Here is a 20,585-nt window from a genome sequence, read left to right as displayed (position 1 = left end):
TGGTTTCACTTCTATAGCCCTTATGCGTTCTATTTACTCTTATTTCTTTATTGTCCTGCTGGTTAGTTTGGGTTTGCTTACGAGTCAACAGGCTCAGGCCCAAAAAGAAGTTCTCTACTCGCAATACCTGTTAAATCCGTTAAGTATCAATCCTGCCTATGCGGGCAGTCGGGAGTCTTTTCAGTTATCCGCCTTTCTTCGCCGGAAGTGGATCAGCGTTCGTTATGCGCCTATTACCCAGAGCGTTTCAGCCGACGGGGCCATTGCTAACGGAAAAATTGGGCTGGGGTTTCAGGCCTTAAACGACCGGATGGGCCTGTTTGCCACAACGGGTATTTATGGAAGTTTTGCCTACCGATTCAACTTGCCCGCACTGGCTAAATTATCGATCGGTTTTCAGGGTGGGGTTAACGTTTTGCCAATATATGATGTAACGACGGCTGCCAGTGTGAACCGGGCAGTGGCCAGCCTGGGGGTAGGTATCTACTACCAATCCGACCGCCTTTTTGCGGGCGTATCTGCCCCTGAACTTGGGGGACAGGTAACGGATGCAACCGGACGATATTTATACAGGAGTGTACGGCCGGTCATGTTTCAGGTTGGAGTGCCCCTGGAGTTAGACGAAACGACCGTACTAATTCCGTCGATTCTGGTCTCGAAAATAGCTGACCGACCTTTGGGTGTCGACGTAAACGTGAGGGCCTGGTTCAATGAAGAAGTTGGTTTGGGTCTTTCTTATCGGCAAAACAGCCCCGGCCTCATTCAAACCAACTACATACAGGCGTTTGTAGAGTATCAGTTAACCAAAAGCATTCGGCTGGGATATACCTTCAATTCCCAAACACCCGAGAGTCCCAATGCCATGCAGTATGATCAGAAAAGCGTTCATGAGATCATGCTTCGATTTTCGCCCAACGAGCTTAAATTTACCTATTAGATTATCCGTAGGTGCCTCCTTGAATGCACTACGAAAAATTTCAATATCTTAGCTCCTGCTAAACGTAACTAAGCACCCATTTGAAATCATACGACGAGATTTCCGAGGCTGGTTTGTTGCGCAATCTGTCGGTCAACAGTGCTATGCCCAATCAAGCCATTATTCAAAATCTATATATACCCAGTGACCTCGACCGCGAGTTTCCACTGGCACCGCATTATGTGCAAACGTTTGGTAGCTATCCAAATTACCTGCACTTTAATGACGATTTCAAGCCGTCTGCCCAGGAATTGCTCGATAGTCGTGGTTTTATACTGATCAACAACTCAACGCGGGTGAATGACGAGGGGTGGCATGTTATTGAGCGGATTTATCAACACGAGGATGGCATGATCCTGAAAGCCGAGTACGTAGGTGACCGGTTCTTTCGGCTCTATGGCTATTACCGCGATGAAGCATCGGCCAAAAAACTGATGGATGGCCTGCAGGAGCATAAATACGTTCATGAAGATAATCAGACGCATATCTACCTGATTCAGAGTGGGCTGGGGGGGTTGCATACCGAGCGTGTTGAGATCCTGCCGCCCGACATTGACCTTGCCCTGCATTACAATGACGACTTTCCTGCCGTGCATGAGCGGTTGGTCGACCTGTTGGGTCAGAACCGAAGCAAGGGGCTGATTTTGCTGCATGGCGAACCCGGAACCGGTAAGACGACCTACATAAAGCACCTCAGCTCGCTGGTCAAAAAGGACATGCTTATTTTGCCGCCTTACATGACTAACTACCTGACGTCTCCCGAGATCATTCCGTTCTTGCTCGATAATAAGGAGTCGGTACTTATTATTGAAGATGCCGAGCGGATTCTGCAATCGCGCGAAGCCGGTGGCGATACCAACAGTGTGTCGAACATCCTGAACCTAACGGATGGGCTCCTGGCCGACTGCATGCACATTCAGGTCATTGCTACGTTCAATGCCAGTAAACACTTGCTGGATAAGGCGCTGCTGCGCAAAGGGCGCCTGATGGTGGACTACGCCTTTGGTAAGCTGGCCCCCGCGAAAGCCAACAGTTTGCTCAATCATCTGGGTATGACCTACCGCACCGATCAGCCCATGACTCTGGCCGATATTTTTAACCTCGACGAACAAACCGTTTCCGGTGAGCGGCAGGAGGTAAAAATGGGGTTCTAAACCAGCTTGCTGACTTTTCTAAACCTTCCCAAAATGAAACTTCTTTCCTGTGTACTGTCCTGTATATTGGCTTTACAGGTTCTCCACGGTCATGCCGGACCTAAACCCAACCGAGCTGTGAAAACAACGGCCGATATTGAAAAAACAGTTTTTGGCCAATTTCCGGATGGCCGTCAGGCTGACCTGTTCACGCTTCGCAATGCGTCGGGCATGACCGTGAAGATCACCAATTACGGCGGCTATGTCGTTTCCTGTACGGCTCCTGATAAAACCGGCAACTATGAGGATATTGTACTGGGCATGCCCACCTTTGCCGATTATCTGAAAGGAACGCCCAGCCTGGGGCCCATTATTGGCCGGTTCGGGAATCGGATCGGCAAGGCTAAGTTCTCGCTCGATGGCAAAGAATATGTGTTGGCCGCCAACAACCGGGCCAATCACATACACGGCGGACGCGTCGGGTTCGATAAAAAACTGTGGACGGCCACCCCAATTGCCGGCAAGGAACCCGCTCTACGCCTGACCTACACCTCTGCCGATGGGGAGGAGGGGTATCCGGGAAACTTGTCGGTAGAGGTTGTTTATACGCTGCAAAAAGACAATGCCCTGCGCATTACGTATCAGGCAACAACCGATAAGCCCACCGTTCTCAACCTGACCAACCATACGTACTTCAACCTGTCGGGAATGAAACGGGATGTGTTGGGGTATGCGTTGATGATTAAGGCCAATTCCTATTTACCAACCGATGCGGGCCAGATTCCAACGGGCGAGATTGCTCCGGTTGCCGGAACTCCCTTTGATTTCAGAAAGCCAGCGGTTGTAGGAGACAGGATAAACGATACAACCAACGTCCAGATTCGGTACGGCTCAGGATATGACCATTGTTGGGTCCTGACTGGTGCTGCGAATAAATTGAAACTGGGGGCTACTGTTCACGACCCCGAAACGGGACGCTTTATGGAGATGTACACCACCGAACCCGGTGTTCAGATCTACACCGCTAACCACCTGAACGGCCTTAAAGGAAAAGAGGGGATAAGCTACAAACGTCGCTATGGACTTTGCCTGGAAACCCAGCATTTTCCGGATTCACCCAATAAACCCAATTTCCCGTCGACCGTGCTGCGTCCTGGTGAGACGTATAAGAGCACGACGGTGTATAAGTTTTCAGCGAAGTAGGTAGTGAGTAGTGGACAAATCAGGTCAGTTACTCGACGAAACTGATAATTTGTCCACTAGTCGATTAGATATTACCCCAATCGATTCGCCTTCCACTTACTTTTCTGCGTGCTCACCGTAGCCGCACCAGTACTCTTTGGCTTATTATTTTCTAATAAATAAGCCGCCAGTACAGCCGCCAGTACCTCTTCGGTGGGGTTGGTGGGGGGCGTCAGCTTAGCGGGGGTGAAGTATTTAGTCACAAAACCCGTATCGAAATTACCGGAGCGGAAGGCGTCGTGCTCCATCACAAACCGGCAGAAGGGGAGCGTCGTTTGAACGCCTGAAATCTGATATTCATCAATCGCGCGGATCATTTTCCCGATGGCCTCTTCGCGTGTGTCGCCATACGTGATGAGTTTGGCAATCATCGGGTCATAGTAGATCGGAATGGCCATGCCCTGCTCAAATCCGTCGTCGACCCGAACGCCGTTGCCTTGTGGCCGGACATACGTTTCCAGAGTGCCTACATCGGGCAGGAAGTTATTGGCCGGGTCTTCGGCATAAACCCGCACTTCCATCGCGTGGCCCTTAATGGTTAAGTCTTCCTGTTTAATAGCCAGCGGTTTTCCTTCGGCCACGTAAATCATCTGCCGCACCAGATCGACGCCCGTTATCTGTTCTGTAACCGGGTGTTCAACCTGAAGGCGGGTGTTCATCTCCAGAAAATAAAAGTCGAGGTTGTCGTTGACGATAAACTCAACCGTTCCTGCGCCATAATATCCGCATGCCCTGGCCACATCGACCGCAGCCCGGCCCATAGCGTCGCGAATCTCGGGCGTAAGAATAGACGAAGGAGCCTCTTCAACTACTTTCTGGTGCCGGCGCTGTACCGAGCATTCGCGCTCAAACAGGTGAATAATGTTGCCATGCTGATCGCCCAGGACCTGAATCTCGACGTGCCGGGGTGAAGTGACGTACTTCTCAATAAACACCGACCCATCGCCAAAGGCGGAAATTGCTTCACTCACGGCCCGATCCATCTGCTCGTCGAAGTCAGCTTCGTTCTCGACGACCCGCATGCCTTTGCCGCCCCCGCCCGCACTGGCTTTGATCAGAATCGGGTAGCCGATTTTGGCCGAGATGACCTTGGCTTCGGCCCGGTCGGTAATAGCGGAGGGGGTACCCGGCACCATAGGAATGTTGTAATGCGCAACAGCCGCCTTTGCCGCCAGCTTACTCCCCATAACTTCTATACTCTCGGGCGAGGGGCCAACGAAAATCAAACCGGCCTCCCGTACCATACGCGAAAAGCTGGCGTTTTCCGAAAGGAAACCGTACCCAGGGTGAATAGCGTCGACCTGAAGTCGCTTGCAGACCTCGATAATGACATCGGCCCGCAAATACGATTCGGATGAAGGAGCCGGGCCCACGCATACGGCTTCGTCGGCGTAACGAACGTGCAGGGCATTCCTGTCGGCTTCTGAGTAGATGGCTACGGTTTGAATACCCATCTCGCGGGCTGTCCGCATGATCCGTAAGGCGATCTCACCCCGGTTAGCGATAAGAAGTTTTTTAATCGTTGGCATAGAGGGTACAAACACAGGCCGGAGAGGGCGCTTGGTAACGGCATTTAAACGAATTGGGAAGGCTATTGCGTACGCTTCCGATTATCAAAAGCTAAAGTAAGGCATTTGGTACAAACCAGATATAAAATGAATTTTCCCGGCTCGCATTTGTCCTACCGAAAGTTAACCGTATTTTTGCATTTACTCTGTAAAAAACGAAGGGTTTACCCTGATAAACAATAGCAATAAGTGGATTTATTTGAGAAACTACGAAACAACTTAGGCCCTATCGGTTCGCCAGCACGGGAGTTCAATGGCCACCATTATTTCGCATTTCCTAAGCTTGAAGGTGAGCTTGGCCCACACATGCGTTTCCGGGGAAAAGAGGTTTTGAACTGGAGCTTAAACAATTACCTGGGCTTGGGCAATCATCCGGAGATTCGCAAAGCTGATGCTGACGCATCGGCACAGTGGGGATTGGCCTATCCAATGGGTGCCCGGATGATGTCTGGTAACAGTGATCTGCATGAGCAGTTTGAAAAGGAACTGGCCGAGTTTGTGGGTAAAGAAGATTCATTCCTGCTAAACTACGGGTACCAGGGTGTTATGTCGGCCATTGAAGCCGTCGTTGATCACCGCGACGTAATTGTTTACGATGCCGAGTGTCATGCCTGCCTGATCGACGGTATTCGCTTGCACAAGGCGAAAATGGGCGAATACTACAAGTTCAACCACAACGACATGGAAAGCTTGGAGAAGAACCTCCAGCGGGCTACCAAGAAAGCCGCCGAGAAAAACGGAAGCATTCTGGTTATTACCGAAGGCGTTTTTGGTATGTCGGGTAAAGTAGGCAGCCTCGACAAAATTGTTGCTCTGAAAGAGAAATACGAATTCCGTCTGCTGGTCGACGACGCCCACGGGTTCGGAACCATGGGTGCTACCGGCGCGGGCGTTGGTGAAATGCTCGGTTGTCAGGACGGTATCGACCTGTACTTTTCCACGTTTGCCAAGTCAATGGCCGCAATTGGCGCCTTTATTGCCGCCGACCACGACATTATCATGTACCTCAAATACAACATGCGGTCGCAGACCTACGCCAAGGCGTTGCCCATGCCGTATGTAGTCGGTGGTCTGAAGCGACTGGACATGATTCGGAACTCGTCGGAGTTCCGGGATAAGCTCTGGGAGAACGTTCGGGCCCTGCAGAACGGATTGAAAGAGCGAGGCTTCGACATTGGCGATACGCAGTCGCCGGTAACGCCGGTATTGCTGCAAAATCTGACGGGTGGTATCCCTGAAGTGACGGCCCTGATACGGGATCTTCGCGAAAACCGGGGTATCTTCTGCTCGATTGTTGTTTATCCGGTTGTGCCTAAGGAAATCGTTATGTTGCGAATCATTCCAACGGCGGCTCACACCCTCGAAGATGTGCAGATTACGCTCGAAGCGTTCTCGGCTGTAGCCGAAAAACTGGCAAATGGAGACTACCGGCAAAAAACGACCGAAATTGCCGCAGAAACGGTCGAAGTATCTGCTGAAGCAGCCGCTGAGTAGTGTTTTTGTAAAAAAGTTGCATTTTTTGGCTATTTTTTTGTCTTAGCTATTGCGCTGTATGTGAGAATGACTAAATTTCAGCCGAAAACCGCGTTTTTAGCGGAATTTGGGCATTTTTTAAACACTTTAACCCATACATATCGCTATGGCACGCTTCGATGAAGTAAAGAATTTGGTTATGTCGCTGGAAGGTGATTTCGAAAAGTTTTACGAAAAAAATAACCAGGCTGCCGGAACTCGCGTTCGCAAAGGAATGCAAGATTTGAAGACGTTGGCACAAGAGATTCGCTCAGAAGTTCAAAATACAAAGAACGGTGCCGCGTAAGTAACCGGTCAACAAGACCACAGAAAAAAGCTCCCTCGTTTGGCGAATGTCCAGGCGAGGGAGTTCTTTTATAAAGGCATTGGCTGTAGTGAACACGACCTACATGATCTTCTCTTTATGCATCAGCGTGGCCATTCCTTTGGTGGTTACCTTGCCCGTTTGAGCATCCCGGATTTCGCCCAGAATCTGAGCCGTATGTTTGGCGGCATCAATCGATTGAACCGTGAAGGTGGCTTCATAATCGGTATCGACAAACATGGGTCTCAGAAATTCCAGCGTTTGCCCCAGGTACACAGAGCCATACCCCGGAAATTCCGTGCCCAATACTTTCGTGAATACACTGGCCCCCAGCATGCCGTGAATGATCGGACGCTTAAATGGGGTCTGAGCTGCGAAGTCAGCGTCGAGGTGAAGCGGATTGTTATCGCCCGTAACGCGGGCAAAGTCAGCTACGTCGGCTTGCGAGAACCGAAACGAATAACGGTGTACGGCCTGAAGACCAAAGTCAGGAGTCATAATGAGGAATCAATAATGAGTTAAGAACAAATAGCGGGTAAAGTTCTGCACGTCTTTTTGAATTATTCTTAATTCGTCATTCTTAATTCATCATTCTTAATTTAGGATTCAACCGTACCTTCGTAATCACTTATGCTTAGAGAACTTTTTTCGCTTGATACGGCGACAGCAAAGCGCGTTTTTGGGTTGGATGTCATGCGGGCGGCTGCTATTCTCATCGTAGTCGATTCGCATGCCACGATCGCCCTGAAGGAATATTACGATGGTTCGTTCATTCATTACCTGCTACCCGACGGCGTGGAGCTGTTTTTTGTACTGAGTGGTTTTCTGATTGGCGGCATCCTGATTCGATCCTACGAGAAAAAAGAAACCTTCGACCGGCAGCTTTTGCTGAATTTCTGGACCCGGCGCTGGTTTCGCACCTTACCCAACTATTACCTTGTTTTGGGCGGCCTGATAGCGCTTTCGTTGCTGCAGGCGTGGTGGAATAACCTGCACCATAACTTGCCCCCAGCTGGTACACTGCTTACCTACTTTTTCTTCGTACAAAACTTTACCCGATACATCCCCGACTTCTTTCCCGAAACGTGGAGTCTGGCCATCGAAGAATGGTCGTACATATCACTGCCCCTGATCTTATGGTTGATGCACGCCCTGTTCTCGAACAAATGGCCTCGTCAGCGAATTGTATTGGCAACCATTCTCTTCATTATACTCGGTACGAACCTGTATCGGCTTATCTCGGCGATTCAGATTCCCATCTCGAAAGGTGAACTGGGCTACCGGGGCATTGTTATTGCGCGGCTCGACGCCATTTCATACGGCGTGCTGGCCGCATATGTGAAAAACTACTTTCCAGCATTCTGGCGAAACGATACGGTGCGTCGCCGATTGGGGATGCTTGGGTTGGCGCTCACATTGATAGCCGCGTTTACGTCGTCTATCTTTATTATCAAATATTATTACTACGTGGGTTTATTTCCGGCCTATACGTTTTACAAGCGCACGTTTTACTTTCCGGCTATCGGCATCAGCATGGCCCTGCTGATGCCTTATATGGATGGCTGGCGAACGGCTACAGGCCTTTGGGGGAAGTTTGGCCTGGCCCGCGCGATTACTCACATCAGCTTGATCTCGTATTCGATGTATTTACTCAATCTGACACCCATCATGGGGATACTTATTGAGAAGATACCAACCACCTCGCTGGCTGTTGGCTGGTATAAGGTCGGCCTGTTCTGGGTGCTGGTTCTTGGCCTGTCGACATTGCTGTTTAAATTCTTTGAGAAACCCGTTACCCAGCTCCGCGAGCGGCTATCCGCCAAAGAGCCGACGCAACTTATAGGCGAAAGAGTGAAAGAGTGAATGGCGCATGCGAAGTTGTTCGTCCCGGCACCACTCTTTCGCTCTTTCATTCTTTCGCTCTTTTACTAACTCGTGTGGTCACTGACAATTACCCAGCGGTTTTTGATCTTGCGCCAGAGTAAGGTGAAATGACCCTCGGCATTGCCAATTTCGGGGCGGGTGAGGTGAAACTTGCCAATAACATAGGCCACCGTTGGGGTTACCAGATCCAGTTGCAGGATATCGAATTTAAGGCTTCCCATCGACGCCCGGTCGGGGTAACGTTTTCTATAATTGGCGAGCGTTGCCTGATACCCATATGTAATGCCGACTTTACTCACAAACGTCAGCGAGTCAGACTCCCAGTAGCTAACCATAAAACGATCAATCCGACCGGCATTCCAGTCGTCGGTTTGCCGTTTCAGCGTCTCCAGAATAAGTCGGCGGTCGCGACTGGCCGCTAATTTTTGAGATAGGGGCTGGCTGAATGATGGAAGGGCCAACACACTGAATAACATGGCAACAACGAGTTGTTTCATGGAGAATATATTTTACAGAACAAAGGTATGGAGTCAATACGCTATGGATCGTTGGCGATTCCTCCGGGTTTTACGTTATTCGTTCCGTAATACTAACGAACAGATTTGATTGTTGAGTTATGAGACTACAGGATAAAGTTGCCATCATTACCGGTGCGGCCCGGGGTATTGGAAAGGCTGCCGCAGAATTGTTCTGCCGCGAAGGCGCTGCCGTCGTTATCTGGGATGTACTGCCCGATGGAGAAACCACTGCTCAGACACTCCGAAGTGAAGGTTTTCGCTGCGATTTTATGCATGTGAGTACGACGGATGTCGATGGGATCGAAACGGCGGCCAAAGCGGTGCATGACCGTTACGGGCATATCGATATTTTGATCAACAACGCAGGTATCACACGGGACAAAACCCTACTGAAAATGTCATTTGACGAATGGCAACAGGTTATCGATGTGAACCTGACGGGCGTTTTTAACTGCACGAAGGTCATTGCGCCCTATATGGTCGAGCAGAAGTACGGCCGCATTATCTGTACATCGTCCATCAATGGTGTTCACGGGGCCTTCGGGCAAACCAATTATGCCGCTGCCAAAGCGGGTATTATCGGCATGGTACGCTCATGGTCCAAAGAGCTTGGGCCCAAAGGGATCACGGCAAACGCAGTAGCGCCGGGTTTTATTCAGACAGCTATGACCGATGCCATGCCCGATGAGGTGCGCAATCAGGCTGTAGCAACCATACCGGTCCGGCGAATCGGTAAACCGGAAGATATCGCCAATGCTTATTTGTTTCTAGCTTCCAGCGAAGCCTCCTTTGTGAATGGGCACGTGCTGGCCGTGAATGGCGGGCAGGCGCTATAGTGTAGGGAATCGGATTTGGGTTTGCAACGGGCGCACCTGCGGCACCCCCAAATTCCATAAACTCGCTATCTTTACAAAACCATTTGGTGTAGCTTGTATATGAAGAAGATTCGTGAATTCTACGAAGAATACAAACCGTATATCTTTTCTGACGGTTGGTATTACATATTTATTGTCGTGTTTATTCTAATCCTGTTTATTTTCTTTTCCTGAGTGTCTAATCGGTCGGCCGTTCTGGCCATTATCAATCCATTATCGGGTACAACGTCGGTTGCGCAGAAAGCGCTGCTTCAGGATGCGTTTATGCGCCGTGCCGAAGCACTTGGCTTTGCGCCCGAAGCCGTGTTCACTACTCATCCCGGACACGCAACTGAACTGGCACAAGCGGCTGTCGATCGCGGTGTTAACCGGGTGTTGGCGATTGGAGGGGATGGTACCATTAATGAAACAGCCCAGGCACTGCGCCGATCGGCTACGGCGCTCGGCATTGTGCCTATAGGTTCCGGCAACGGGCTGGCCCGGCATCTGGGTATACCCTTAAACCCAATGAAAGCCATCGAGCGGGCGTTAAATGGCCGTCCGGTGGTGATCGACAGCGGTGAGATCAATGAGTATCCTTTCTTCTGCACGGCCGGATTAGGCTTTGAAGCCTACGTAGCCCATGCTTTCGCCCGACAGGCTGTGCGGGGACTTCCAACCTATATTCGTACCGCGTTTCGGGCGTTTTGGGCCTACAAGCCGCTGGAATACACGATCAATGGACAGGAGCGGACCTTATTTTCGTTAACGTTTGCCAACGCCGGGCAATTTGGTAATAATGCCTGGATGGCTCCCACAGCCAACATCGCCGACGGCCGACTGGAACAGTGCGAAATTCACCCTTTTCCGGCACAGGCGGCAGGTATGCTAACCTGGCGTTTGTTCAACAAGACACTCAACCAATCGCCCTACTGGCGCGGGCAGTCGCTTACCCAGGCGACGGTGCTGGCCGACGGCCCCTTGCTGATCCATGCCGACGGTGAGCCTTTGCAGTTGCCGGATGGCCGGGCTCATGTGCGCATATTGCCGGGGAGTTTACTGGTGCTATTATAAAATTGCGGAGGTCCAGCGTAATAGAAAGAGACAGATAAAGGCGGCTTTACACGCTTATTGGCCTGTTCTATTATTCATTACCGTAAAAGTGTCAGTGTCCCTTTGGTAGTTTGTTTTAGCTGCGCAACAAACTTGAATTTTAGCAAATAGGAATAAACCCCTACAGGGCAGTCTGCGTGTCTATATTTCCCATCCCATTTATTATCCGGATTGGTCGTTTGGTAAATAACTTCACCCCATCGGTTGAAGATCAACAACTCATATTCTTCCAATAAACAGCTTCTACTTTTTACCGGAGAAAATAGATCATTAATCGCATCATTATTAGGCGAAAAAGCTTTTGGCATATAAAACAGGCAAGCCGAAGACGTTAGCGTGTCGCACGACGTAATAGTAATTGTTTTTTCTATAGTGCGAATACCACAATTAAAATTTACACTTGCTTTTATGGTGAATTGACCCGGATTTGAAAATTGATGCGACGGAGATGCGTTCGTTGATGTATTGTCCGTTGAGGAAGAAGGATCACCAAAATCCCAGTTAACTGAATTGACTGATGACGAAGTGACCAGGGTGAATGGAATTCGGTTTTGCAAACAGCTGTCCTGAGCTGATATAATGCCATTACAGCACAAGCCAACAGAAATGCGCCGGCAAACGGTGGCGATAGAGGAGCCTGGCTCCTGAAACGAAACACAAACGTTATAAACACCGGTACTGCTAAACGTATGCGAGGGAAATGGAAAAGGGCTGGCACCGGTTATCGTTATTGTGTTTCTGGTGCCGCTTGCCGGGTCGCCAAAGTTCCACGAAAAGTAGGGTGAACTACTTGTGCCTTCCGCCTGGAGCGAAAGTGTCTGGCTGGTACAGGTATCGCCACTTATTTTTATGCCTCTGATCTGGGCATTTGCTAACGTACACAAGGCTAAAAGTAAAGTTGGTATAGCCAAAAGGGTATACATGTCTCTTTAAGTTTAGGGTGAGTAGGTTCGGTGGCTCGTAACGGCTTCTCCGTTGTATCGTTGGACCAGCCTATCTTATTTTCTCATAGTGTAAATTTTATCGTAAATCTCACGCAAACAAGGAGGGGAAAATAGTCGAAACCATTGGCTTCTCTTCCTGTGTTTTCTAATGCCCGCTAAGTTAGTTGGCAGGGTGTGCGTTTATTAGATTAGTCAATCGGTAACTGTCAATATTTCAGGCAGTAAGTGGAGTACTCATTAATTTTCAAGGCTAGTCTATTTTCCAGATAGCTATTGCTGCCTTTCAGTTCCTGAGCGATTTGTAGTGCCTGTTTCTGGTAGACCTTTATTTTTTCAATCGACCAATGGGCAGGTGGAGCCTGTAAATTGGTAATTCTATCGGCCAGTTTAACAGCCCATACTTCTTTGGGGAGCTTTTTGATTCGGGTCAGGCTGTCGGCCATTTGCTCAACTTCAGGGATGTCTTCGTTTTTGGTCAATGCCAGTACTGCCTGGGCCACTTCACTACCGAAAGTTTCCTTTAACTCCTCAAACGTAGTATTCGTGTCTTCCAGGGTATCATGCAGTAAGGCAACCTGAACGGCATATCTTAGGTCAAAGTCATTCGTTTCCCGAGCCGCCATTAGGATTTCCATAGCAACATTGCTCAGGTGTACGACATACGGCAGGTTTGTTCCGGGAATAGTCTGACTTGTTTCGCCATGCTTTCGGGCAGCAAACTTTATTGTTTCCTGGTAGATGGATTGGAGATCCATGTTTTTTTGTAGGCTTAGTTATGAGTTGGTTTTCAGTGCTTATTTTTTGTTATATACGTGAAATCCTTTGTGAAGTACAGGTTAGTGCTGGAATCTAAGGTACTTTATTCAGGTCACATTGGGAAGTGATTTGCCCTGAGTAGCCCTGCATGGCCGGTACACTACACACCTAATAAACGAAAGGATACAATTTCAGTCGGGTTTTTCGTTAACAAGCCCGATATTTGCCCCGCCAAAACCATTCTGACAACAGGTGCGGAATCGCCTGGCGTCACTCTCTCTGATGTCTCAAAAAGTAGTTCTCGCCTTTAGTGGAGGTCTTGATACCTCCTTCTGTGTTAAATATTTGTCCGAAGACCGGGGCATGGATGTGTACTCGGTGCTGGTCGACACGGGCGGCTTCTCGGATGCCGAACTCAAAGCCATTGAGGAGCGGGCCTATTCACTGGGTGTCAAGTCGCACGTGACGATCTCGAAAACGGATGATTACTACCAGCAATGCCTGAAGTTTCTGGTGTTCGGTAATGTGTTGAAAAACAATACGTACCCGCTATCCGTAAGTGCCGAGCGGATTTTCCAGGCCATTGCTGCCGCCGAATATGCTCGCGAAATCGGCGCTTCTGCCATTGCGCACGGCAGCACCGGTGCCGGTAACGATCAGGTACGTTTCGATATGGCGTTCCGGATTATTGCGCCCGATGCCGAAGTCATTACGCCTATTCGTGACCTGCGCCTGTCGCGGGAGGCCGAAATTGAATACTTGAAGGCAAAAGGTGTCGATCAGGAGTGGCATAAAGCAGCTTACTCGATCAACAAAGGGCTGTGGGGTACGTCAGTGGGTGGAAAAGAAACGCTGACCTCCGATCAGTTTCTGCCCGAATCAGCCTGGCCAACCCAGGTGACGAAGACGGAGCCCGAAACCATTACGCTTGTGTTTGAACACGGTGAGATACGAGAAGTTGCCGGTGAGAAATTCCCGAATTCAGTCGATGCGATTCGTAAGATCACCGAGCTGGCTGGGCCGTTCGGCATTGGCCGCGACATTCACGTGGGCGATACGATCATTGGGATCAAAGGCCGCGTGGGCTTTGAAGCCCCCGCTCCCCTGATTTTAATAAAAGCGCACCACACGCTGGAGAAGCATGTACTGGGTAAATGGCAGTTGTACTGGAAAGAGCAACTGGCCAACTGGTACGGCACCATGCTGCACGAAGGGCAGTTCATGGACCCCGTCATGCGCAACATCGAAACGTTCCTGGCCGATTCGCAGGCACATGTGACAGGTAAAGTGCATGTTATGCTGGCACCGTATCGGTTCCAGGTGCTGGGTATCGAGTCCGATCACGATCTGATGTCGTCCAAGTTTGGTTCGTATGGCGAAATGAACAATGCCTGGACCGGCGACGATGTGCGGGGCTTCTCCAAAGTAGCCTCCAACCAGGTGATGATCTACGAGAAAATCAACAATCAGTGATCGGTAAGCCGAGAAAATACTGTGCTCCCCGCCGTATGGCGTATCCATTACAACTGCTCGATGTAGTTGTTGATGCCTACGCAACGGGAAGCTATGCGCGTAGGCAGGAGCGTTTACCCAATACCGATCAAATTGCCATTCTGTTGATGACAGCGGGGCACCTGGGCGATGCACTGATTCTGTCGTATACATTGCCGCTGATCCGGCATCAATATCCCAATGCTCAGATCGATATTGTGGCCGGTAGCTGGTGCGACCCGATCTGGAAGGATAACCCGTACATACGACGGGTTATCCACCTTAATCATATCGGAACAAGCCGTCGGCCGTTGTCCAAATGGCAGAAATGGCAGGATTTCTGGCAAACTACGAAAGCGGCCATCAAAACGCTCAACGACACGGTATACGCGTATTCGGTCGATATTCGGTTCTCGGATTCGCCCATGCACTTTATCCTGCCATACATACAGGTAAAGCGTAAAATAGGGTATGGAACGCGGGGATTTGGCGGATTGCTGGACGATGAACTCTTTCTGCCGGATGAGGAGGTTCACAACTTTGACTTAATACTCAATCTGCTAAAGCCCATGGGAATTAAGGCTAATCTCCAAACGGTTGAGCCTTACTTCGTTCATCCTGCCGAGTTGCCTGACCAGTTATGGGCCAAACTAAATTGCCCGGTTCCTGCCGATAAGCCCATTCTGATCTGTCCCGAGTCGGGCGATCCCGTTCGGATGCTGCCTGTTGATTACTGGTGTCAGTTGGCAACGCAGTTGTTACAGACCAGCCCCAATCCATTGGTGTTTAGCGGACAAAAAGCATTCACGACGGCCCTCTATGAACGCGTTCTGGAACGTAATCCAACTGCCGCTGATCGATTGATACTGGCCGTGAATAAGTTGACACTTCAGGACATGGCCAGTTTGAGCGAACACGCCCAGGCTGCGTTTACGCTCGATTCGCTCCCTATGCATTTGTGCTGCCTGGGATGTCCGACCTTGTCCTTTCAAAAAAACGGCATGGGAATCCAGTTCTTTCCCATTGCCAGCAAGCCAACGCTGGTGATACACAACCATGCGTTAAGTCGCTCGTTAACACTCGACCGGCCCGGATTCGAAAGCGAATACGTAACGACTTTTGATGAACAGGTGCTGAATCGGGCTATGACCTGGTTTGGGGCGATCAGCGAACAGCGTCGGGTATCATCAGCTGAATAATGTTAATTAAGTGTCGTTTGAGTGAGCTGTATCACGTTAAACGAAAGCATCATTGAATCAATAACCGAACGCGGTCGTTAAAAAAACATGGAAAAAATAAACGTTGGCATCATTGGGGGAGCAGGGTACACAGGGGGCGAATTGCTGCGAATTTTAATTAATCACCCATTTGTGAACGTAGCGTTTACGCACAGTAAAAGCCAGGCAGGCAAACCTGTTTGGGCAACCCATACCGACTTGCTGGGCGACACAGACCTGACTTTCTCGGGAGAAGAAACAACGGAACTGGTAGCGCAGGAAGGGCTGGACGCTATTTTTCTATGTTCCGGTCATGGCGCATCGGCTACGTTTATGGACGAGCACGATGTGTCGGATGATGTCGCTGTCATTGACCTTAGCGCCGATTTTCGCGATGAGCATGACGATTTTGTATATGGTCTGCCGGAGCTCAACCGCGAGCGTATTCAGGAAGCCATGAGGATTGCCAACCCCGGTTGTTTTGCCAGCAGCATACAATTAGCGCTGTTGCCTCTCGCAAAAGCGGGGAAGCTATCCGACGATGTTCACGTGAGTGCCATAACGGGCAGCACCGGGGCCGGACAGGCACTTGTGCCCACAACCGGCTTTACGTGGCGGAACAACAACGTGTCGATCTACAAAGCCTTTACGCACCAGCACCTGGCCGAAATCCGACAGAGCCTGACCCAGCTTGACCCTGATTTCAGTCACGCCATCAACTTCGTGCCGTACCGGGGTGACTTCACCCGGGGTATTATGGCCAATGTGTACACACCATTCACCGGAACCCTCGACGAAGCGAAGCAACTATACCGGAGCTATTACGAAGGACACCCGTTCACACATGTCAGCGATACACCGGTGGATGTGAAACAGGTGGTTAATACCAACAAATGCCTGCTGCATCTGGAAGTGCACGATGGCCAGTTACTAATTACGAGTGTCATCGACAACCTGACTAAAGGAGCCTCCGGACATGCCGTTCAGAATATGAATCTGGTATTCGGCTTACCCGAAGACACCGGTCTCCGATTAAAAGCGGTAGCGTTTTAAGGAACGCGGCTGGAAAGCTGCCACAATGCCTGATCTTCTTGTAAAGTCCGTACAGCCAAAAAATGATTGAAACGGAGCGTCTGCTGCTTACGAAGTTTTCTGTTGAGGATGCCGGTTTTATTCTGGAGCTGCTCAACACGCCTGCCTGGCTGCAGTTCATTGGCGATCGGGGTGTGCGGACGCTTCAGGATGCCGAACAGTACATTGTTGATGGACCGCTAAAAAGTTACGAACGGATGGGATTCGGGTCGTATCTGGTTTCGTTAAAAGCGACCGGACAGGCCATTGGCATGTGTGGCTTGTTCCAACGCGAAACCCTGGATGCGCCTGATATTGGGTTTGCCTTTTTGCCCGGTCATACAGGATGGGGGTACGGTTACGAGTCGGCTTCGGCTTTAATGACATACGCACAGGAACAGTTTGGCATAACCCGTATCCTTGGCTTTACCAGTCCGGCCAACCAGTCGTCCATTCATCTGCTCGAAAAGCTTGGCCTGCGCTTCGAGAAAAAAATAATGTATAAAGATGATGGCGAGGAAAGTCTGTTATTCGGCACTCCGGCTGCCGTCGTATAGTTTTTTCTGTGCTTCCTGCCATAGTTTGAATGCCTTCCGGTACATCGTATGCCGGTCCAGATCGGGCTGGAATGTCTTGCCAAAGGCTACCCGTTCGGCGGCTTCATCCAGCGTTTTGACTACTCCGGTTGCCTTCATTGTCAGCAAAATGGCACCCATAGAGCCACTCTCATTGCTGGCATTGAGCCGAACCGGAATACCCGCCATATCGGCCAGCATTTGAACCCAGAGGTCTGACTGGGCAAAGCCGCCGTTGGCATGAATGACACGCGCGGGGCCCGTTTGATGTATGAGCAGCTCATTAATACTCAGCAGATTGAAGAGAACGCCTTCCAGCGCGGCCCGGACAAAATGCGCTCGTGTATGCTGCCAGTCGACATGCAGGTAGGCTCCCCGCGCCGAAGCATCCCATAGCGGTGCCCGTTCGCCCTGAAGGTAAGGGAGAAATAGAAGGCCATCCGAACCGGGCGTTATAGTGGCCGCATCGGCCAAAACGGCGTCTGTATCCTGCAGCGTTAGTTTTTCAGTGACCCACTCCAGTACATTGCCGCCGTTGTTGGTTGGTCCGCCAACCACATAATAGCCTTCGTCCAGAAAATAGCAGAACAGCCGTACTTCAGCATCGCGGAGGGGCTTGTGAACCGTTTGTCGAATGGCTCCACTGGTCCCAATGGTGAGTGTTGCTGTGCCGGACTTGATCGCGCCCGCGCCGAGATTGGCCAGGCACCCATCCGATGCGCCGATGACCAGCGAAACGCCGGCGGGTATCCCCAAACCAGCCGTTTCGGGACGGGGTTGGTAGGGACGTTGGTAAGTCGTTGAAACAGGTGTTGACAGCTGATCGGCTCGAACACCGGCAAAATTCAGCGCCAGTTCACTCCATTGCCGTTTGCTTTCGTTAAATAAGCCTGTAGCGGTGGCAATGGAATAATCGATCTCGAACTGGCCGGTTAACTTATACCACAAAAACTCTTTGATGGAGCCAAAGTGAGCGGTACGGCGTAGGGTTCGGGGATCGTTTTCGCGCAGCCAGGCTAGCTTGCAAAGCGGAATCATGGGATGGAGGGGCGTCCCCGTTTCGGCATAGATTGCCTTGCCCAGATCGGCTTGTGTACTGCGCAAGGTTTTCGCCTGTTCCTCCGCCCGGTTATCGGACCAGAGAATGGCGTTGCCAATCGTATTGCCTTGTGCATCTATTGGCAGCAGACTATGCATGGCGGTGCAGAAAGCCACGTGCGTAATAACATGACCGCCCTCAGTAAGCTCCCGGCTAATTTCGGCAATAACCTGAACAAAGGCGTTCCAGATCTCGGCCGGGTCCTGCTCGGCATAACCGGACTCAGGGTTGAGGGTCGTCAGTGGAGCGGAGGCATGGGCCAGAATCTGACTTAAATCCGCTGGCATAGCCAGTGCTTTTACATTCGTAGTACCGACATCAATGCCAACGAAACAATTCATAAACGAAGGGGAAGGGGTGTGACACAGAGATACACAGCGAGTAAAAGAAATTCACGGAGGTCTATTACAAATTCCCTGTGTATCCCTGTGTTGTCTCTGCGAATCTCTGTATCACAACCTTTTATAACTTATAAAACGACACGGCGTTACCGCCAAAGACCTTTGCCCGAACCTCTTCACCCCAGTTGCTTACGTAGTCTTCGACCAGCGTTTTGACCTGGGTGTAATCGGCGGCTACCAAACATACGGGCCAATCGGAGCCGAACAGGATACGATCAGGGCCAAAATTTTCGAAGATGACATCCATATACGGGAAGAAATCTTTTTTGCTCCAGTTTTGCCAGTCGCCTTCCGTCACCATGCCCGAGAGTTTGCACGACACATGGCTGCTTTTGGCAATCTCCGCCATAAAATTCGACCAGCGACTGATTTCTCCCTTCCTGATGTAAGGTTTGGCGAGATGGTCGATGACAAAGGACACTTCGGGTACCGATCGGACCAGCTGAAGCGCGGCTTTTAACTGCGTTGGGTAGATCAGAATATCGTAGGTCAGTCCAAAATCAGCTAACTGCCGAATGCCATCCATGACGGCTGGCCGCGCCAAAAAATCGTCTGGTTCCGCCTGGGCCACGTGCCGGTAGCCTTTTATTTGGCCGTACTGCGACAGTGATTGTAATTGGTTGGGCAACTGCTCCGACTGCAAATCAACCCAGCCGACTACCCCTTTCACAATGTCGTACGTTTGCGCCATGCGAACCAGAAACATTGTCTCGTCTTCGGTCTGCGACGCCTGAACCGCCACGCAGCCATCGATACCGTTTTGTGCCAGAACCGGCTCCAGATCAGCGGGGAGGAAATCACGCTGAATGATGGCCATATCATCCGTAATCCAGCTATCCCGAACCGGATCGAAGTGCCAAAAATGTTGGTGGGCGTCAACTGTCATAACCGGGATTTATTTGATTAGTCTGACCGACTGTGATCGTATTATTGGGCTTTCACTGAAAGTGGAAATCAGTGTCAGCTATTTAAATCATAAAATCCAGGTTTAAACAAATGCGACGGCTGTCTGTTTCTGTTCGCCGAGCCCCTCTATACCCAATTCAACCACATCGCCGGGTTTGAGGTACCAGGGGGGAGTCATACCCAGGCCAACACCAGCCGGTGTGCCGGTCGAGATGACATCGCCGGGCAGCAACGTCATGAACTGGCTGATGTAGCTAACCAGCGTTGGGACGTTGAAGATCATGTCGTCAGTATTGGAATCCTGCAACATCTTGCCGTTGATGCTGAGCCACAGGTGTAGGTTGTTGGGTTCGGCTACCTCATCCGTCGTTACCAGATACGGTCCCAGTGGCGCAAAGGTATCGGCGCTTTTGCCCTTTACCCATTGGCCACCCCGCTCCAGTTGCCAGGCTCGCTCGCTGTAGTCGTTATGCAGGGCATAACCGGCAATGTAATCCATGGCCTCATCCAGCTCAACGTAACTGGCACGTTTGCCAATGATAATAGCCAGTTCAACCTCCCAGTCGGTCTTTTCGGAACGTTTTGGGATAACGACGTTATCATTTGGACCGCAAAGCGCCGTTGTTGACTTAAAGAATAAAATAGGTTCGGCAGGTGTCGCTGCACCTGTTTCGGCTGCGTGTTTGGCATAGTTGAGACCCACACAAACAATTTTGGACGGCCGCTTTATACAGGGGCCAAAGCGTTCATCGGCCGATACCTCCGGGCAGTTTTGTGCATGAGCCGTGAGCCAGTGGGTAAGCCGTTCGGGGCCATTGCTGGCAAAAAAAGATTCGTCGTAATCTTCACCAAAGTGCGTTACGTCAATATGTTGACCGGTTGGTAGTACAACACCCGGATGTTCGTGGTCGGGCGAGCCGAAGCGGAATAGTTTCATGCAGGAGAGAGATTCTTTAAACGAAAAGCACAACAGGGTGCAAGTTTAACCATAATACCGTAA

General features: G+C 50.5%; 20 protein-coding genes. 12 read left to right on the top strand and 8 right to left on the bottom strand.

What is annotated here, in order from left to right; translation table 11 throughout:
* Positions 1-22 precede the first annotated feature (22 nt).
* The 3 genes from ACYVK4_RS31350 (at position 23) to ACYVK4_RS31340 (ending at position 3,312) form a co-directional block, all read left to right on the top strand.
* Entirely contained in the window at positions 23-937 is a 915-nt protein-coding gene (locus tag ACYVK4_RS31350; RefSeq protein WP_461131537.1) for a PorP/SprF family type IX secretion system membrane protein, read from the top strand.
* Between the two features lie 143 nt (positions 938-1,080).
* Complete coding sequence (locus tag ACYVK4_RS31345; protein WP_461131552.1) at positions 1,081-2,130, top strand: AAA family ATPase; 1,050 nt, start codon at positions 1,081-1,083, stop codon at positions 2,128-2,130.
* Between the two features lie 33 nt (positions 2,131-2,163).
* Positions 2,164-3,312, top strand: a complete 1,149-nt coding sequence (locus tag ACYVK4_RS31340) for an aldose epimerase family protein (RefSeq protein ID WP_461131536.1) — start codon at positions 2,164-2,166, stop codon at positions 3,310-3,312.
* A gap of 71 nt (positions 3,313-3,383) precedes the next feature.
* On the opposite strand, the gene accC is transcribed toward ACYVK4_RS31340, so the two are convergent.
* Positions 3,384-4,880, bottom strand: a complete 1,497-nt coding sequence (gene accC / locus ACYVK4_RS31335; protein ID WP_461131535.1) for an acetyl-CoA carboxylase biotin carboxylase subunit — start codon at positions 4,878-4,880, stop codon at positions 3,384-3,386.
* Between the two features lie 228 nt (positions 4,881-5,108).
* Between accC and ACYVK4_RS31330 the strand changes: the two genes are divergently transcribed.
* Both ACYVK4_RS31330 and ACYVK4_RS31325 read left to right on the top strand, forming a co-directional pair.
* Positions 5,109-6,413 carry an aminotransferase class I/II-fold pyridoxal phosphate-dependent enzyme gene (locus tag ACYVK4_RS31330; RefSeq protein WP_461131534.1) on the top strand — a complete coding sequence of 435 codons (1,305 nt, stop codon included), beginning with the start codon at positions 5,109-5,111 and terminating at the stop codon, positions 6,411-6,413.
* Between the two features lie 145 nt (positions 6,414-6,558).
* Positions 6,559-6,738 (top strand): histone H1, encoded by a 180-nt coding sequence (locus ACYVK4_RS31325; protein WP_142774691.1) that lies wholly within the window; start codon positions 6,559-6,561, stop codon positions 6,736-6,738.
* Positions 6,739-6,837: 99 nt separating this feature from the next.
* Here the strand turns inward: ACYVK4_RS31325 and ACYVK4_RS31320 are convergent, their stop codons facing one another.
* Positions 6,838-7,254, bottom strand: coding sequence for a MaoC family dehydratase (locus ACYVK4_RS31320; RefSeq protein WP_461131533.1), 417 nt, complete (start codon positions 7,252-7,254; stop codon positions 6,838-6,840).
* A gap of 132 nt (positions 7,255-7,386) precedes the next feature.
* Here ACYVK4_RS31320 and ACYVK4_RS31315 point away from each other — a divergent pair, with 132 nt between their 5' ends.
* Complete coding sequence (locus tag ACYVK4_RS31315) at positions 7,387-8,619, top strand: acyltransferase family protein (RefSeq protein WP_461131532.1); 1,233 nt, start codon at positions 7,387-7,389, stop codon at positions 8,617-8,619.
* Positions 8,620-8,684: 65 nt separating this feature from the next.
* On the opposite strand, the gene ACYVK4_RS31310 is transcribed toward ACYVK4_RS31315, so the two are convergent.
* The gene (locus ACYVK4_RS31310; RefSeq protein ID WP_461131531.1) at positions 8,685-9,137 is read right to left on the bottom strand and encodes a YybH family protein; all 453 of its coding nucleotides are present in this window, start codon (positions 9,135-9,137) and stop codon (positions 8,685-8,687) included.
* 119 nt (positions 9,138-9,256) lie between these two features.
* On the opposite strand from ACYVK4_RS31310, the gene fabG reads away from it, so the two are divergent.
* Together fabG and ACYVK4_RS31300 are read left to right on the top strand one after the other, a co-directional pair.
* A complete protein-coding gene (gene fabG / locus ACYVK4_RS31305; RefSeq protein WP_461131530.1) occupies positions 9,257-9,994 on the top strand; it encodes a 3-oxoacyl-ACP reductase FabG in 738 nt (245 codons plus the stop codon).
* 213 nt (positions 9,995-10,207) lie between these two features.
* Complete coding sequence (locus tag ACYVK4_RS31300; protein WP_461131529.1) at positions 10,208-11,086, top strand: diacylglycerol/lipid kinase family protein; 879 nt, start codon at positions 10,208-10,210, stop codon at positions 11,084-11,086.
* A 77-nt stretch (positions 11,087-11,163) separates the two neighbouring features.
* On the opposite strand, the gene ACYVK4_RS31295 is transcribed toward ACYVK4_RS31300, so the two are convergent.
* The gene (locus tag ACYVK4_RS31295) at positions 11,164-12,048 is read right to left on the bottom strand and encodes a gliding motility-associated C-terminal domain-containing protein (RefSeq protein ID WP_461131528.1); all 885 of its coding nucleotides are present in this window, start codon (positions 12,046-12,048) and stop codon (positions 11,164-11,166) included.
* Positions 12,049-12,275: 227 nt separating this feature from the next.
* On the bottom strand, positions 12,276-12,824 hold the full coding sequence (locus ACYVK4_RS31290) for an HD domain-containing protein (RefSeq protein ID WP_461131527.1): 549 nt from the start codon (positions 12,822-12,824) through the stop codon (positions 12,276-12,278).
* Positions 12,825-13,107: 283 nt separating this feature from the next.
* On the opposite strand from ACYVK4_RS31290, the gene argG reads away from it, so the two are divergent.
* The 4 genes from argG to ACYVK4_RS31270 all read left to right on the top strand — a co-directional run bounded on the left by argG (position 13,108) and on the right by ACYVK4_RS31270 (position 17,161).
* Complete coding sequence (gene argG / locus ACYVK4_RS31285) at positions 13,108-14,298, top strand: argininosuccinate synthase (RefSeq protein WP_461131526.1); 1,191 nt, start codon at positions 13,108-13,110, stop codon at positions 14,296-14,298.
* Between the two features lie 35 nt (positions 14,299-14,333).
* Complete coding sequence (locus ACYVK4_RS31280; protein WP_461131525.1) at positions 14,334-15,515, top strand: glycosyltransferase family 9 protein; 1,182 nt, start codon at positions 14,334-14,336, stop codon at positions 15,513-15,515.
* Positions 15,516-15,602: 87 nt separating this feature from the next.
* Complete coding sequence (argC, locus tag ACYVK4_RS31275) at positions 15,603-16,586, top strand: N-acetyl-gamma-glutamyl-phosphate reductase (RefSeq protein ID WP_461131524.1); 984 nt, start codon at positions 15,603-15,605, stop codon at positions 16,584-16,586.
* Positions 16,587-16,648: 62 nt separating this feature from the next.
* On the top strand, positions 16,649-17,161 hold the full coding sequence (locus ACYVK4_RS31270; protein WP_461131523.1) for a GNAT family N-acetyltransferase: 513 nt from the start codon (positions 16,649-16,651) through the stop codon (positions 17,159-17,161).
* Here the strand turns inward: ACYVK4_RS31270 and ACYVK4_RS31265 are convergent.
* The 3 genes from ACYVK4_RS31265 to ACYVK4_RS31255 all read right to left on the bottom strand — a co-directional run bounded on the left by ACYVK4_RS31265 (position 17,132) and on the right by ACYVK4_RS31255 (position 20,522).
* A complete protein-coding gene (locus tag ACYVK4_RS31265) occupies positions 17,132-18,619 on the bottom strand; it encodes a gluconokinase (protein WP_461131522.1) in 1,488 nt (495 codons plus the stop codon). The genes ACYVK4_RS31270 and ACYVK4_RS31265 overlap by 30 nt on opposite strands.
* A 121-nt stretch (positions 18,620-18,740) precedes the next feature.
* Positions 18,741-19,565, bottom strand: a complete 825-nt coding sequence (locus ACYVK4_RS31260; RefSeq protein ID WP_461131521.1) for an amidohydrolase family protein — start codon at positions 19,563-19,565, stop codon at positions 18,741-18,743.
* A 102-nt stretch (positions 19,566-19,667) separates the two neighbouring features.
* Positions 19,668-20,522 carry a fumarylacetoacetate hydrolase family protein gene (locus ACYVK4_RS31255; RefSeq protein ID WP_461131520.1) on the bottom strand — a complete coding sequence of 285 codons (855 nt, stop codon included), beginning with the start codon at positions 20,520-20,522 and terminating at the stop codon, positions 19,668-19,670.
* Between the last annotated feature and the right edge of the window lie 63 nt (positions 20,523-20,585).

The organism is Spirosoma aerophilum (assembly GCF_054782495.1).
The sequence above is the reverse complement of the archived record's forward strand: the minus strand, read 5'-3'. Positions and strand labels throughout refer to the sequence as shown.